Source organism: Rhodoferax sp. SPJ21, assembly GCF_058216335.1.
In genome coordinates, this window is record NZ_JBYZMO010000002.1 from 1,374,243 (window position 1) to 1,387,383 (window position 13,141).

A 13,141-nucleotide genomic window follows, 5' to 3' on the forward strand; every position below is an offset into this window, starting at 1 on the left:
GGCTTAGTTTCGCAGGCGTTCCAGGCCCAGGCCTTCCATATCGATGGCCGGGCTGTTGCCGGCAACGAGGTCGGCGGTGGCGCGGGCGCTGCCGCAGGCCAGGGCCCAGCCGCTGGAGCCATGGCCCAGGTTGAGCCAGACGCCGGGCAGGCCGCTGGCACCGATCAGGGGCGGGCCGTCGGGCAGCATGGGGCGGGCGCCTTTCCAGATTTGGACATTGCTGGCTAGCTGGGCCGCGCCGGGGAACCAGTCGTGCAGCACCTTGTACAGGGTGGCGATGGCGGCGGGGTTTTTGGTGTCGGGCTGGCCACCGAGCTCGGCGCTGCCAGACACGCGCACGCGCTGGCCCATGCGCGAGATGGCGACTTTGTAGTGTTCGTCCATCACGGCGCTGACCGGGGCGTTCAGCGGCTCGCGGATGTTGGCGGTGAGCGAATAGCCGTACACCGCCGCCAGCGGGATGCGCACACCCAGCGGCTTGAGCAGGGCGGCGGAGGCCATGCCGGCGCAGACCACCACCGCGTCGAAACGCCGGGGCGTGGTCTCGTTTGCTATGGAAACAGTAGCTGCTGGCGCAGGATTTATCTGCGCTACCGTGCGATTGAACTCAAATTTTGCACCCAGCTGCTGGGCTGCGGCCTTGAGCAGCATGGTGAACTGGCGGCAGTTGCCCACCTCGTCGTCCGGCAGGTGGATGGCGCCGAAGAAGTCGGTTTCGGCGCACAGCGCGGGCTCGATGCTGCGTGCCGCAGCCACGTCGATCTGCTGGAAGCGCACACCCGCATCGCGCAGCAGCTGCAGGCCGGGCTCGGCCATGGCGGCGTCCTGCGCGGTGCGCAGCAGCACCATATAGCCGTCGCTGCGGTCGTATTCCAGGCGCAGCGTGTGGGCCAGCGCGTGCAGACGTTCGCGGCTGTAGAAGGCCAGGCGTTGCAGGCGGCTCCGGTTGGCCAGGTGGGTATCGAGCTTGCAGGCGCGGCGCCACTTCCACATCCAGGCCAGGTCGCTGGTGGACAGGCGCAGACCCAGCTGCAGCGGGGCGTGGCGCTGGAACAGGCTTTTGAACATCTTGCCCGGCATGCCCGGGGCCGCCCAGGGGGTGATGTCGCCGGGCGCGATGATGCCGGCGTTGGCAAAGCTGGTTTCTTCGGCTGCGGCGCTGCGGCGCTCGAAAACGGTGACTTCGTGACCGTCGGCGGCCAACTCATAGGCTGTGCTGACGCCGATGACTCCGGCGCCAATGATGGCAACTTTCATGCGGAAAACATCCGCATCTTCACGACATGCATGGGGACCTTGTTTTTATAAGAAATGTGGCTATGGCGCAGATATTGTCTGCGCGAGCAGCTATCAAAACTGTAGTGTGGCCTCGGCTTTTAAGGCCAGGCTCAGCAGGGCATCATCGCGCATCGCGGTGCTCCACAGCATCAGGCCCACAGGCAGTTCGTCTTGCGTATGGCAGGGCAGCGAGATGGCACAGCCGTCCAGCATGTTCACCACGCTGGTATTGCGCAGCAACAGGCCGTTGGCGTGGAAGAAGGCGTCGTCGCGCTCCGTGCCCGGTGCCATGTGCGAGATGGGCGGCGCCAAGATGGGCACGGTGGGCGAGACCACGGCGTCAAAGCCGCGCAGGGCGGACTCCATTTGCGTGATCCAGGCGGCACGGGCTTCTACCAGCTCGAAATACTCGAAAGCCCGCATCTGCGCTCCGCGCTCTATGCGCACCAGCACCCGGGGGTCGTAGGCGGCGCGTGTGAGCGGACCACGGCTCAGCAGAGGGCGGTGCCAGATATACGACTCGACCGCCGAGAAGCCGCCGGTTTGCTGGATGCGCGCCAGCGCGTTGAGCGGCTCCAGCGGGAGCTCTACCAGGGTGGCACCGGCATCGCGCAGGCGCTGCAGCGCGCGCGCGAAGGCGCGGGCCACGGTGGAGTCCATCTGGTCCAGCAGGATGTTGTTGGCCACCGCAATGCGGTATTGCGACAGCGGTGCATCGCTGAGCGCAACGCTGCGCTGAGCCAGGATTTCATGTGCCAGCACCGCGTCGCGCGTGCTGCGGGTCAGCGCGCAGACTGTGTCCAGCGTGCTGGACAAGGGGATGGCGCCGGTCGTGGGTACCAGCCGGGCTGTGCTTTTGAACCCCACGATGCCATTCAGCGCGGCTGGGATGCGGATCGAGCCGCCGGTATCCGAGCCCAGGCCGATGAAAGCCGCGCCGGTGGCTACCGATACTGCCGCGCCCGAAGACGAGCCGCCCGGCACCCGCGCAACAGGACCGACAGTGCGGGCGCCTGCAGGCTGGTTGTAGCGGCCATCCCAGGCGGCTGGTGTGTCGAAGTGCGGGTTGGTGCCCACGCCGGAAAAGGCGAACTCCACCATGTGGGTACGGCCCAGGATGGCGCCGCCAGCGGCCTGCAGGCGGGCCACGGCGGGGCAGTCGGCGGTGGCGGCGGGGCGGTCGGCCATCACCGTGGAGCCAGCGGTGCTGACCTCGCCCGCTACATCGAACAGGTCTTTGACCGACACCGCCAGGCCGGCCAGCGGTGTTTCTATGATGCGGGGCTGTGCGGCCACGCTGCGGGCGGTATCAAAGCGGGTGTGCAGAAAAGCGCTTTTGCATGCGTCTGACTGGGCGATGGCTATCGAGCGTTCCAGTTCCTTCGGGGGCGTGGACTGCTGCGATTGCAGCTTCAGGCGGGAGGCGACAAGGTCTGTATGCATGGTGTGGCGTGGAGCGTGCTACACTCCTTGGGTTTTGCTGATCGGTCAGAATCGTTTGACTGTTGCAGTAAAACTAATCGCAAACCAGTCCATTCAAGGTGTTGCGCTGATTTTGAGTATCTCAAAACAGTTGCAAATCGGACTGAATTTTAGACACAACCTTACGGAGAACTCCATGTCTGTCACCATGCGCGAAATGTTAGAAGCCGGCGTCCATTTTGGTCACCAAACCCGCTTCTGGAACCCCAAGATGGCCCCGTTCATCTTCGGTCACCGCAACAAAATTCACATCATCAACCTGGAAAAATCGCTGCCGATGTTCCAGGACGCGGCCAAGTTTGCCAAGCAACTGACCGCCAACCGTGGCACCATCCTGATGGTCGGCACCAAGCGCCAAGCCCGCGAAATCGTCGCCGGTGAAGCAGCCCGTGCTGGCGTGCCTTTCGTTGACCAACGCTGGTTGGGCGGTATGTTGACCAACTTCAAGACGGTCAAGACCTCGATCAAGCGTCTGAAAGACATGAAGATCCAGCAAGAAGCCGGTCTGGACAGCATGAGCAAGAAAGAACAGCTGATGTTTGCCCGCGAAATGGCCAAGCTGGAAAAAGACATCGGTGGCATCCAAGACATGACCACCCTGCCAGATGCAATCTTCGTGATCGACGTTGGCTACCACAAGATCGCCATCGCTGAAGCCCGCAAGCTGGGCATCCCGCTGATCGGCGTGGTCGATACCAACCACTCGCCAGAAGGCATTGACTACGTGATCCCAGGCAACGATGACTCCTCCAAGGCTGTCACTTTGTACGCCCGTGGCATCGCTGACGCCATCATCGAAGGCCGTAACAACGCCGCCAGCGATGTGGTCAAGGCCGTGGCTGCTGAAACTGCCGACGAATTCGTGGAAGTGAGCGAAGCCGCTGCCTAAGCGCTTCTCCATTGCGCGGTTCGCCGCCATGAAAGAGGGGCGCAAGCCCCCTTTTTTTTACTAATTTTTTTGATTTGAAGACGGAGAAAAATATGGCTGCAATTACCGCAAGCATGGTCGCTGAACTGCGTGGCAAGACCGATGCTCCCATGATGGAATGCAAGAAGGCCCTGACCGAAGCCGAAGGCGATATGGGCAAGGCCGAAGAGCTGCTGCGCGTCAAGCTCGGCAGCAAGGCTGGCAAGGCCGCTTCGCGCGTGACCGCTGAAGGCGTTGTGACCAGCTACTTCGAAGGCACGACCGGTGCCTTGCTGGAAGTGAACTGCGAAACCGACTTCGTGACCAAGAACGACAGCTTCCTGGCCCTGGCCCAAGGTGCAGTGCAATTGATCGCCAAGCACAACCCTGCCGATGTGGCTGCCCTGAGCGCCCTGGCTTATGAGCAAGACGGTTTCGGCCCCACGCTGGAAGATGTGCGCAAGGGTCTGATCGGCAAGATCGGCGAAAACATGACCTTCCGCCGTTTCAAGCAATTCTCCGGCTCCAAGCTGGCGGGTTACCTGCACGGCACGCGTATCGGCGTGGTGGTGGAGTTTGAAGGCGACGAAATAGCTGCCAAGGATGTTGCAATGCACATCGCCGCCATGAAGCCCGTGGCCCTGACCAGTGCTGACGTGCCTGCTGACCTGATCGCCAAAGAGCGCTCCGTGGCAGCAGCCAAGGCCGCTGAAGACGCTGCTGTGGCAGTGGCTGCCGGCAAGCCTGTGCAGTCCGACGAAATCGTTGCCAAGCGCATCGAAGGCGGCGTGCAGAAGTACCTGAAGGAAGTCTCGTTGTTCAACCAGACCTTCGTCAAGAACGACAAGCAAACCGTGGAGCAAATGCTCAAGGCAACCTCGACCAATGTCAAATCGTTCACCCTGTACGTGGTGGGTGAAGGCATTGAGAAGAAGGTGGACGACTTTGCTGCTGAAGTGGCGGCACAAGTGGCTGCGGCCAAGGCTACGGCCTAAGTCCTGTTCCAGACATCTACGCGAAACACTTTGCCCTTACCATTTTTCATCCAACCATCCAAGGAGTTTCCATGACCCAAGCCCAACCAGCCTACAAGCGTATCTTGCTCAAGCTGTCGGGGGAGGCTCTCATGGGAGACGATCAATTCGGCATCAACCGTGACACCATCGTGCGCATGGTGGAAGAGGTCGCCGAAGTCACCCGTCTGGGTGTGGAGGTTGCTGTGGTGATTGGTGGCGGCAATATTTTCCGTGGTGTGGCGGGCGGCTCGGTCGGTATGGACCGCGCCACCGCCGATTACATGGGCATGCTGGCCACGGTGATGAACGCATTGGCATTGGCCGATGCGATGAACAAGGCCGGCCTGACAGCGCGTGTGATGTCTGCCATCGCCATCGACCAGGTGGTCGAGCCCTACGTGCGTCCCAAGGCTTTGCAGTACCTCGAAGAGGGCAAGGTCGTGGTGTTCGCTGCGGGTACTGGCAACCCATTTTTCACCACCGATACGGCTGCAGCTTTGCGCGGTGCGGAGATCGGTGCGCAGGTGGTGCTCAAGGCCACCAAGGTAGACGGCGTGTACACCGCCGACCCCAAGAAAGACCCTTCGGCAACCCGTTACGCCAGCCTGTCCTTCGATGAAGCCATGTCGCAAAACCTGGGCATCATGGACGCAACGGCCTTTGCCCTGTGCCGTGACCAGAAGTTGCCGATCAAGGTGTTTTCCATATTCAAGCACGGCGCACTCAAACGCGTGGTGATGGGTGAAGATGAGGGCACCCTGGTCCATGCCTGACCCTGTGTGCAGGCCCCTGAGGAGAAAAGCATGACTATCGCCGACGTTAAAACCAATCTGCAAGCCAAGATGGACCAGTCCATCGTTGCCTTCAAGAACAACCTGGCCAAGATCCGTACGGGTCGCGCCAATCCCGCTTTGCTCGATACCGTGCAAGTGGAGTACTACGGCTCCATGGTGCCTATCAGCCAGGTGGCCAATGTGTCGCTTATCGACTCGCGCACCATCGGCGTTCAGCCCTGGGAAAAGAATATGGCGTCCAAGGTCGAAAAGGCCATCCGTGACAGCCATCTGGGTTTGAACCCGGCTTCGCTGGGTGATCTGATCCGCGTACCCATGCCCGCCATGAGCGAAGAGCGCCGCAAGGAGCTCACCAAGCTGGCGCGCACCGAAGGCGAAAGCGCCAAGATCGTGGTGCGCAATGTGCGCCGCGATGCCAACGAAGCCGTGAAGAAGCTGGTCAAGGACAAGCTGGCCTCAGAAGACGACCAGAAACGCGCCGAAGCCGATGTGCAAAAGGTCACCGACCGCCACATCGCCGAGATCGACCAACTGGTGGTTGCCAAAGAGCAGGACATCATGGCCGTCTAGCATGTGGACCATCCCCGGTCTCTATGCAGTCGGTTCCACGGTGTTTTTGACAGGGGTTGATTTTTAACATGGCTACTTCTTTATCTTCGGTTCCCGGCCACATCGCCATCGTCATGGATGGCAATGGCCGCTGGGCCACGCGGCGCTTCATGCCGCGCATCGCCGGCCATCATCAGGGCGTGGATTCGCTGCGCCGCTGCGTGCAGGCTTGCCTGGACCGTGGCGTCGGCGTTTTGACTGTGTTTGCGTTTTCTTCCGAGAACTGGGACCGCCCGGCAGAAGAGGTTTCGGGGCTGATGTCATTGATGGTCGGCGTGCTGGCCAAGGAAGTCGTCAAGCTCAAGGCCAATGGCGTGCAGCTGCACTTCGTGGGCGACCTGGGCGCCTTGTCGGAAAAGGTCCGCAACGGCCTGCTGGAAGCCGAGAAAGCCACGGCCGACAACACCCGGCTGGTGCTTAATATCTGCTTCAACTACGGTGGCCGCTGGGACATTGCCCAGGCCGCACGCAAGCTCGCTGCTGCGGGTGAGGCCATCACCGAAAAAAGCCTGGACCGCGCCATGGCCCTGGCGCATTCGCCCGACCCGGACCTGCTGATACGCACCGGAGGCGAGTTCCGCATCAGCAACTTCCTGATCTGGCAAGCAGCGTATTCCGAGCTGGTCTTCAGTGACAAGCTGTGGCCTGAGTTCGACGAAGCCGCGCTGGACGAGGCGATTGCTGTTTACAGCCGCCGTGAACGCCGCTTTGGCAAAACCTCGGAGCAGGTGGCTACGCCCACCTGATCACCTTCCATGCTGCTGCAACGTGTCATCACGGCCATCGTTCTGTTGGCGATTCTTCTGCCTGCGCTGTTCTATCCTGCTCCAGAGCCCTTGTGCTTGCTGGCCGTATTGGCGATAGCTGCAGCCGCCTGGGAGTGGGGCCGCATGAATGGCTTGAACCAGGCCAAATCCCTAGGCTTGGGTCTGTTGATGGTGCTGGCTTGCGCTGTGTCCTGGCTGATGGGCCTGTTGACCGCGCATACCCCGATGCTGTGGACGGTTGTCGGTTCAGCCTGGGTGCTGGTGGGGGCCTGGTTGCTGCGCGGTGGCGTGGATGGGTGGGGACGCATCCCTGGCGCCGTGCGCGGCACGGTGGGGTTTGCCGCCCTGTGGGCCGCTTGGTTGGCGATCTGCCAGGCCCGCGTGATGGGTACCAACTTTTTGCTGTCGGCCCTGGTGCTGGTCTGGGTGGCCGACATCTTTGCCTACTTTGCCGGGCGTGCCTTCGGCACTAAATTTTTCAGGAACAAGCTGGCGCCCGCCATTAGCCCCGGCAAGAGCTGGGAAGGCGTGTGTGGCGGCATGCTGGGGGTTGTGGTGTTGGCTTTTGCCTGGGTGGCCGTCGATAGCGCGAACCACGCCACGGTGGCCAGCCTGTACACCCGCCTGGCGGAACGCAGCAACGTGCTGCTGCTTTTGGCGGCCTTGTTCCTGGCCGCCATGAGTGTGGCGGGTGATTTGATTGAGTCGCTGGTCAAACGTAGCGCAGGCGTGAAAGACAGCAGCGGTTTGCTGCCCGGCCACGGCGGTGTGTTGGACCGGGTGGATGCTTTGCTGCCGACCCTGCCGTTGGCGATGATGCTGGCCTCCGCCGTAGCTTAATGAACCCATGAAGCAGGGTATGAAACAGGTTTTGACTATTTTGGGTTCCACCGGCTCGGTGGGTACCAGCACGCTGGATGTGGTGGCCCGCCATCCCGAACGCTTCGAGATTTTTGCCCTGACGGCAGCCACACAGGTGGACCTGATGTTGCAGCAATGCGTGCAATTCAAGCCCCGTTTTGCCGTGATGGCCAGCGTGCCGCATGCCGAGTTGCTGGCTCAGAAATTTAAAGAAATAAGCCTTCCCACGCAGGTATTATCTGCGTCGGCAGCTATTGAAATGGTAGCGTCGCATGAAGATGTGGACGCGGTGATGGCGGCCATCGTCGGGGCTGCCGGCCTGGCCCCCTGCCTGGCTGCGGCCCGCGCCGGCAAGCGTTTGCTGCTGGCGAACAAAGAGGCGCTGGTGGTTGGCGGCGAAGTGTTCTTGGCGGCGGTAAAAGAAGGCGGCGCCTTGCTGCTGCCGATCGACAGCGAGCATTCAGCGGTGTTCCAGTCGTTACCTGAAGACCCGGCGGTTTGGCCACGGCGCATCGAGAAGATCATGCTGACATCGTCGGGCGGACCTTTCCGCACCCGCGACCCGGCCACGCTGCGCGATGTCACGCCCGAGCAGGCCTGTGCCCATCCCAACTTCGCCATGGGTCGCAAGATCTCGGTGGATTCCGCCACGATGATGAACAAGGCGCTGGAGGTGATCGAAGCCAAGTACCTCTTCGGCGTAACGCCTGAGCAGATCGAGGTGGTCATCCATCCGCAGCAAATCATCCACTCCATGGTGCAGTTCCACGATGCATCGGTGATGGCGCAGCTGGGCACGCCGGATATGCGTGTGCCGATTGCCTACGGCTTGTCCTGGCCGGAGCGGATTGAGAGCGGCACGGCGCGTTTGGACTTTGCCAAGATGGCGGCTATGACCTTTGAGGTGCCAGATTTTCAGCGCTTCCCCTGCCTGCAGCTTGCCTGGGAGAGTTTGCGTGCGCCTTCCGGTACCTGCGCGGTGCTGAATGCGGCAAACGAGGTGGCTGTGGCGGCGTTTCTAGACCGGCGTATCCGTTTCGACCAGATCCATTCCATCAATCTTGCAACTTTGGAGGCGGTCAGCCCCTCCAAGCCGCAGACGCTGGAAGATTTGCTGGCGTTGGACGCGCAATCGCGCGCCGACGCACAGCAGACCGTGTCACGTCTGCAGATCTAGAAATCTAGGAAAGGACTGCCATGCTGACCATAGTGGCTTTCATCGTGGCGCTGGGCTTGTTGATCGCCGTGCACGAGTACGGCCACTACCGCGTGGCTGTGGCTTGCGGCGTCAAGGTACTGCGTTTTTCCGTAGGTTTTGGCCAGCCCTTATTGCGCTGGCAGCCCAAGGGTTCGCCGACCGAATTCGTACTCGGGGCATTTCCCCTGGGCGGCTACGTGAAGATGCTGGACGAGCGCGAAGCGCCTGTGGCGCCGGCAGAGCGCCATCTGGCTTTCAATACCCAGACCTTGGCCAAACGGGCTGCCATCGTAGCAGCCGGGCCCTTGGCCAATTTGCTGTTGGCGGTACTGCTGTACGGCATCGTCAATTGGAGTGGTGTGGACGAAGCACGCGCGGTGCTGGCCAGCCCGGGCATAGGCTCGGTGGCGGAAAAGGCGGGCGTGCAGGGCGGCGAAGTGGTGACCCGTGCTGGCTGGGACGGCGAAGAGCTCGACGAGGTCCAGTCTTTTGATGACCTGCGCTGGCTGCTGACGCGCGGCGCGCTGGATGGCCGCGATGTGCGCCTGGAGTTGGCCTCGAACGAGCATGGCGCCCGCCGTGAAATCGTCATGGGCCTAGCCAGCCTGCATGCCCAGGATGCGGATGCCCAGCTGTTCCGCACCATAGGCGTGGTGGGCCCCTGGACGCGTCCGTTGCTGGGAGATGTGGCTGCCGATGGCGCCGGTGCCCGCTCCGGTTTGCAACGCGGTGACCTGGTTGTGCAGGTCGGCGCCACGCCGATCGTGGATGGCCAGCAGCTGCGCGCGGTTATCCGTGCCTCCTTGGTAGACGGCCAGCCGCTGGCACAGACCTGGCGCGTAGAGCGTGCGGGCCAGAGGCTGGATGTGTCCGTCACGCCGGACATCAAGCCTGAGGGTCTGCAGTCGGTCGGTCGCATCGGTGCCTATGTGGGCGCTGCCCCTGAAATGGTGACCAAGCGTTACGGCCTGGTCGATGGTCTGTGGCGCGGTATGGAGCGCACCTGGGAGGTGTCCGGTCTGACCTTGCGCATGATGGGGCGCATGCTGGTGGGCGACGCCTCCATCAAGAATCTGAGTGGCCCCCTGTCGGTCGCGGAGTACGCGGGCAAGTCCGCCAGCTTGGGCTTTACACAGTATCTGGTGTTCCTGGCCTTGATCAGTGTGAGCCTGGGCGTGCTGAACCTGCTGCCCGTGCCCATCCTCGATGGCGGGCACCTGTTGTATTATCTTTGGGAGGCCGTGACAGGCAAATCCGTATCCGACGCCTGGATGGAGCGCTTGCAACGCGGAGGTGGTGCGGTGCTTTTGCTCATGATGTCCATTGCGCTGTTTAACGATGTCAACCGCCTCTTTGGCTAACATTCAATCGCTGAGCTGCTCTGCAGGTTTGGCAAGACCCTTATCCATGAAAAACCACTTTAATAGCTTTCGCCTGCGGACTTTGTCGGCTGCTGCGGCTTTGATTTTTGTCGCCAATACGGCCTGGGCAGTAACGCCTTTTGCCGTGCGCGACATCCGCATCGAAGGCCTGCAGCGTGTAGAGCCCGGCACCGTTTTCGCATCTTTACCTTTCCGTGTGGGCGATACCTACAACGACGAACAGGGCTCGGCGGCTATCCGTACCTTGTTTGCATTGGGGCTGTTCAAGGACGTGCGCCTGGAAGTGAATGGCGACGTGCTGGTGGTGGTGGTGGAAGAGCGTCCGACGATCGCCGAAGTGGAGTTTGTTGGCTCCAAAGAGTTTGACAAGGACGCGCTGAAGAAGTCCATGCGCGACGTAGGTTTGACCGATGGCCGCCCCTTCGACAAGGCTCTGGCCGACCGCGCCGAGCAAGAGCTCAAGCGCCAGTACATCAACAAGAGCCTGTATGCGGCCACCGTGGTGACCACCGTCACACCAGTGGAGCGCAACCGCGTCAACCTGACCTTCACCATCACCGAAGGCGAGCCCGCCAAGATCAAGGACATCCACATCGTCGGTGCCAAAGCCATCGAGGAGTCCACTTTGCGTGGCTTGTTCGAGCTGGACACGGGCGGCTGGCTTAGCTGGTATACCAAGTCGGACCGTTACACCCGCGCCAAGCTCAACGCCGACATTGAAACCCTGCGTTCCTACTATTTGTCGCGCGGCTTCCTGGAGTTCAAGGTGGACTCGACCCAGGTGGCGATTTCGCCCGACAAACAGAATATGTCCATCACCATCAACGTGACAGAGGGTGAACGTTTTGTGGTGTCGGCCGTGCGCCTTGAAGGCAACTACCTGGGCAAGGAAGACGAATTCAAGTCCCTGGTAAGCATCAAGCCCGGTGAAGCCTACAACGCCGATCTGGTCGCCAAGACCACCAAGGCTTTCAAGGACAACTTCGGCAGTTTCGGCTTTGCCTTTGCCCAGGTTGAGGCCCGCCCCGAAATCGACCGCGCCACCAACCGCGTGGTGCTGGTGCTGCAGGCCGAGCCTTCGCGCCGCGCCTACGTGCGCAAGGTGAACGTGGCTGGCAACAGCCGTACGCGTGACGAAGTCATACGCCGTGAGTTTCGCCAGTTCGAATCCTCCTGGTATGACGGCGACAAGATCAAGCTGTCGCGCGACCGCGTGGACCGCCTGGGTTATTTCAAGGAAGTCGGCGTAGAAACGCAGGACGTGGCCGGCTCGCCCGACCAGGTGGACCTGCAGATCAATGTGGAAGAAAAATCCTCGGGCAGCATCCAGTTGGGAGCCGGCTTCTCCAGCGCTGAAAAGCTGGCGCTGTCGTTCAGCATCAAGCAGGAAAACGCCTTTGGCTCGGGCAACTACCTGGGCCTGGAAGTCAACACCAGCAAATACAACCAGGTCGTGGTGGTCAGCACGGTGGATCCGTATTTCACCAACAGCGGCATTTCGCGCTCCATCGATGTGTTCCACCGTGCTACCAAGCCCTATAACGACCAGGGTGGTAATTACCAACTGGTAACCCAGGGTGCGGGCTTGCGTTTCGGCGTGCCGTTCAGCGAACTGGACACGGTCTATTTCGGCGCCAGCCTGGAACGCACCACCATCAAGCCGGGTACCAATATTCCGGCGGCCTATTTGGCCTATGCCGAGAAATTTGGCTACACCAGTTCGGCTATTCCCTTGACTGTGGGTTGGTCGCGTGACAACCGCGACAGCACCTTGGCGCCCAGCTCCGGTATTTACCAGCGTTTCAACACTGAAGCTGGCTTGTTTGGCGATGCCCGCTACCTGCGCAGCAATTACCAGTACCAGCAGTACGTCCCTTTGACCAAGCAGTTCACCTTTGCCTTCAACGGCGAGCTGGGTTACGGCAAGGGCATGGGTGGCGAGCCATTCCCGGTGTTCAAGAACTTCTATGGCGGTGGCCTGGGTTCGGTGCGCGGGTTCGAGCAGGGCACGCTGGGGCCTCGTGACGTGACCGGCTCGGTCATTGGTGGCCCGAAGAAGTTCACGCTAAACACCGAAATCCAGTCGCCTTTCCCTGGTGCCGGTAACGACCGTACCCTGCGTTTGTTCGCATTTGCAGACCTGGGTAATGTCTACGGTGAAGACCAGAAAATGAGTTTCAGCGACATGCGGGCATCCACCGGTTTGGGCCTGAGCTGGATTTCTCCGGTTGGTCCGCTGCGTCTGGCTTATGCCAAACCGATACGTAAATTTGCTGGCGATAGAATCCAGTCCTTGCAATTCCAAATAGGCACGTCTTTCTAATGAAGAAATTTCTACGCAACTGGGGCTCCGGCATTGTTCTGGGAGCCATGCTTCTGTCGGCACACGCGCAGGCAGACGAGTTCCGCGTTGGATTTGTCAACACGGACCGGATCTTCCGCGAGTCTGCTGCCGCCAAATCAGCCCAGTCCAAATTGGAGCAAGAGTTCTCCAAGCGCGAAAAAGAGCTGACCGATGCGGGTTCGGTGCTCAAGGCCGCCTCAGACAAGTTCGAGCGTGAAGCTACGACTCTGGCCGAAAGCCAGCGCACGTCACGCCAGAAGCAGCTGGTAGACCAAGACCGCGAATTCCAGCGCAAGCGCCGCGAATTCCAGGAAGATCTGAATTCCCGTAAGAACGAAGAGCTGCAGCAGGTGCTTGAAAAGGCCAACAAGGTGATCAAGCAGGTGGCAGAGACTGAAAAGTACGATGCTGTGCTGCAAGAGGCCGTCTACATCAACCCCAAGTACGACATTACTGACAAGGTCATCAAGGCCTTGAATGCGACGACGGGCGCTAAATAATTG

12 protein-coding genes are annotated in these 13,141 nt (G+C 60.9%); 10 read left to right on the forward strand and 2 right to left on the reverse strand.

Annotated elements, in window-relative coordinates; genetic code table 11:
- Window positions 1-3: 3 nt before the first annotated feature.
- On the reverse strand, window positions 4-1,257 hold the full coding sequence (locus AC4BBN_RS14335) for a D-amino acid dehydrogenase (protein WP_490592640.1): 1,254 nt from the start codon (window positions 1,255-1,257) through the stop codon (window positions 4-6).
- A gap of 93 nt (window positions 1,258-1,350) precedes the next feature.
- Window positions 1,351-2,721 carry an amidase gene (locus tag AC4BBN_RS14340; protein ID WP_490592641.1) on the reverse strand — a complete coding sequence of 457 codons (1,371 nt, stop codon included), beginning with the start codon at window positions 2,719-2,721 and terminating at the stop codon, window positions 1,351-1,353.
- 175 nt (window positions 2,722-2,896) lie between these two features.
- Between AC4BBN_RS14340 and rpsB the strand changes: the two genes are divergently transcribed.
- The 10 genes from rpsB (at window position 2,897) to AC4BBN_RS14390 (ending at window position 13,138) form a co-directional block, all read left to right on the forward strand.
- The gene (rpsB, locus tag AC4BBN_RS14345) at window positions 2,897-3,649 is read left to right on the forward strand and encodes a 30S ribosomal protein S2 (protein WP_490592642.1); all 753 of its coding nucleotides are present in this window, start codon (window positions 2,897-2,899) and stop codon (window positions 3,647-3,649) included.
- A 92-nt stretch (window positions 3,650-3,741) separates the two neighbouring features.
- Window positions 3,742-4,662 (forward strand): translation elongation factor Ts, encoded by a 921-nt coding sequence (gene tsf, locus AC4BBN_RS14350; RefSeq protein WP_490592643.1) that lies wholly within the window; start codon window positions 3,742-3,744, stop codon window positions 4,660-4,662.
- A gap of 71 nt (window positions 4,663-4,733) precedes the next feature.
- Window positions 4,734-5,456, forward strand: coding sequence for a UMP kinase (pyrH, locus tag AC4BBN_RS14355; protein ID WP_490592644.1), 723 nt, complete (start codon window positions 4,734-4,736; stop codon window positions 5,454-5,456).
- A gap of 30 nt (window positions 5,457-5,486) precedes the next feature.
- Window positions 5,487-6,047, forward strand: coding sequence for a ribosome recycling factor (gene frr, locus AC4BBN_RS14360; protein ID WP_490592645.1), 561 nt, complete (start codon window positions 5,487-5,489; stop codon window positions 6,045-6,047).
- Window positions 6,048-6,115: 68 nt separating this feature from the next.
- Window positions 6,116-6,832, forward strand: coding sequence for a polyprenyl diphosphate synthase (uppS, locus tag AC4BBN_RS14365; RefSeq protein ID WP_490592646.1), 717 nt, complete (start codon window positions 6,116-6,118; stop codon window positions 6,830-6,832).
- A 9-nt stretch (window positions 6,833-6,841) separates the two neighbouring features.
- On the forward strand, window positions 6,842-7,693 hold the full coding sequence (locus tag AC4BBN_RS14370) for a phosphatidate cytidylyltransferase (RefSeq protein WP_490592647.1): 852 nt from the start codon (window positions 6,842-6,844) through the stop codon (window positions 7,691-7,693).
- Window positions 7,694-7,712: 19 nt separating this feature from the next.
- A complete protein-coding gene (ispC, locus tag AC4BBN_RS14375) occupies window positions 7,713-8,891 on the forward strand; it encodes a 1-deoxy-D-xylulose-5-phosphate reductoisomerase (protein ID WP_490592648.1) in 1,179 nt (392 codons plus the stop codon).
- Window positions 8,892-8,911: 20 nt separating this feature from the next.
- Window positions 8,912-10,273, forward strand: coding sequence for an RIP metalloprotease RseP (rseP, locus tag AC4BBN_RS14380; RefSeq protein WP_490592649.1), 1,362 nt, complete (start codon window positions 8,912-8,914; stop codon window positions 10,271-10,273).
- 46 nt (window positions 10,274-10,319) lie between these two features.
- Entirely contained in the window at window positions 10,320-12,617 is a 2,298-nt protein-coding gene (gene bamA, locus AC4BBN_RS14385) for an outer membrane protein assembly factor BamA (protein WP_490592650.1), read from the forward strand.
- Window positions 12,617-13,138, forward strand: a complete 522-nt coding sequence (locus AC4BBN_RS14390) for an OmpH/Skp family outer membrane protein (protein WP_490592651.1) — start codon at window positions 12,617-12,619, stop codon at window positions 13,136-13,138. The genes bamA and AC4BBN_RS14390 overlap by 1 nt, the downstream gene beginning before the upstream one ends.
- Window positions 13,139-13,141 lie beyond the last annotated feature (3 nt).

Coding starts and splice junctions, on each gene's coding strand:
- uppS (WP_490592646.1), top strand. CDS start 6,116: ATGGCTACTTCTTTATCTTCGGTTCCCGGCCACATCGCCATCGTCATG.
- rseP (WP_490592649.1), top strand. CDS start 8,912: ATGCTGACCATAGTGGCTTTCATCGTGGCGCTGGGCTTGTTGATCGCC.
- bamA (WP_490592650.1), top strand. CDS start 10,320: ATGAAAAACCACTTTAATAGCTTTCGCCTGCGGACTTTGTCGGCTGCT.
- AC4BBN_RS14390 (WP_490592651.1), top strand. CDS start 12,617: ATGAAGAAATTTCTACGCAACTGGGGCTCCGGCATTGTTCTGGGAGCC.
- ispC (WP_490592648.1), top strand. CDS start 7,713: ATGAAACAGGTTTTGACTATTTTGGGTTCCACCGGCTCGGTGGGTACC.
- tsf (WP_490592643.1), top strand. CDS start 3,742: ATGGCTGCAATTACCGCAAGCATGGTCGCTGAACTGCGTGGCAAGACC.
- AC4BBN_RS14340 (WP_490592641.1), bottom strand. CDS start 2,721: ATGCATACAGACCTTGTCGCCTCCCGCCTGAAGCTGCAATCGCAGCAG.
- pyrH (WP_490592644.1), top strand. CDS start 4,734: ATGACCCAAGCCCAACCAGCCTACAAGCGTATCTTGCTCAAGCTGTCG.
- frr (WP_490592645.1), top strand. CDS start 5,487: ATGACTATCGCCGACGTTAAAACCAATCTGCAAGCCAAGATGGACCAG.
- AC4BBN_RS14370 (WP_490592647.1), top strand. CDS start 6,842: ATGCTGCTGCAACGTGTCATCACGGCCATCGTTCTGTTGGCGATTCTT.
- rpsB (WP_490592642.1), top strand. CDS start 2,897: ATGTCTGTCACCATGCGCGAAATGTTAGAAGCCGGCGTCCATTTTGGT.
- AC4BBN_RS14335 (WP_490592640.1), bottom strand. CDS start 1,257: ATGAAAGTTGCCATCATTGGCGCCGGAGTCATCGGCGTCAGCACAGCC.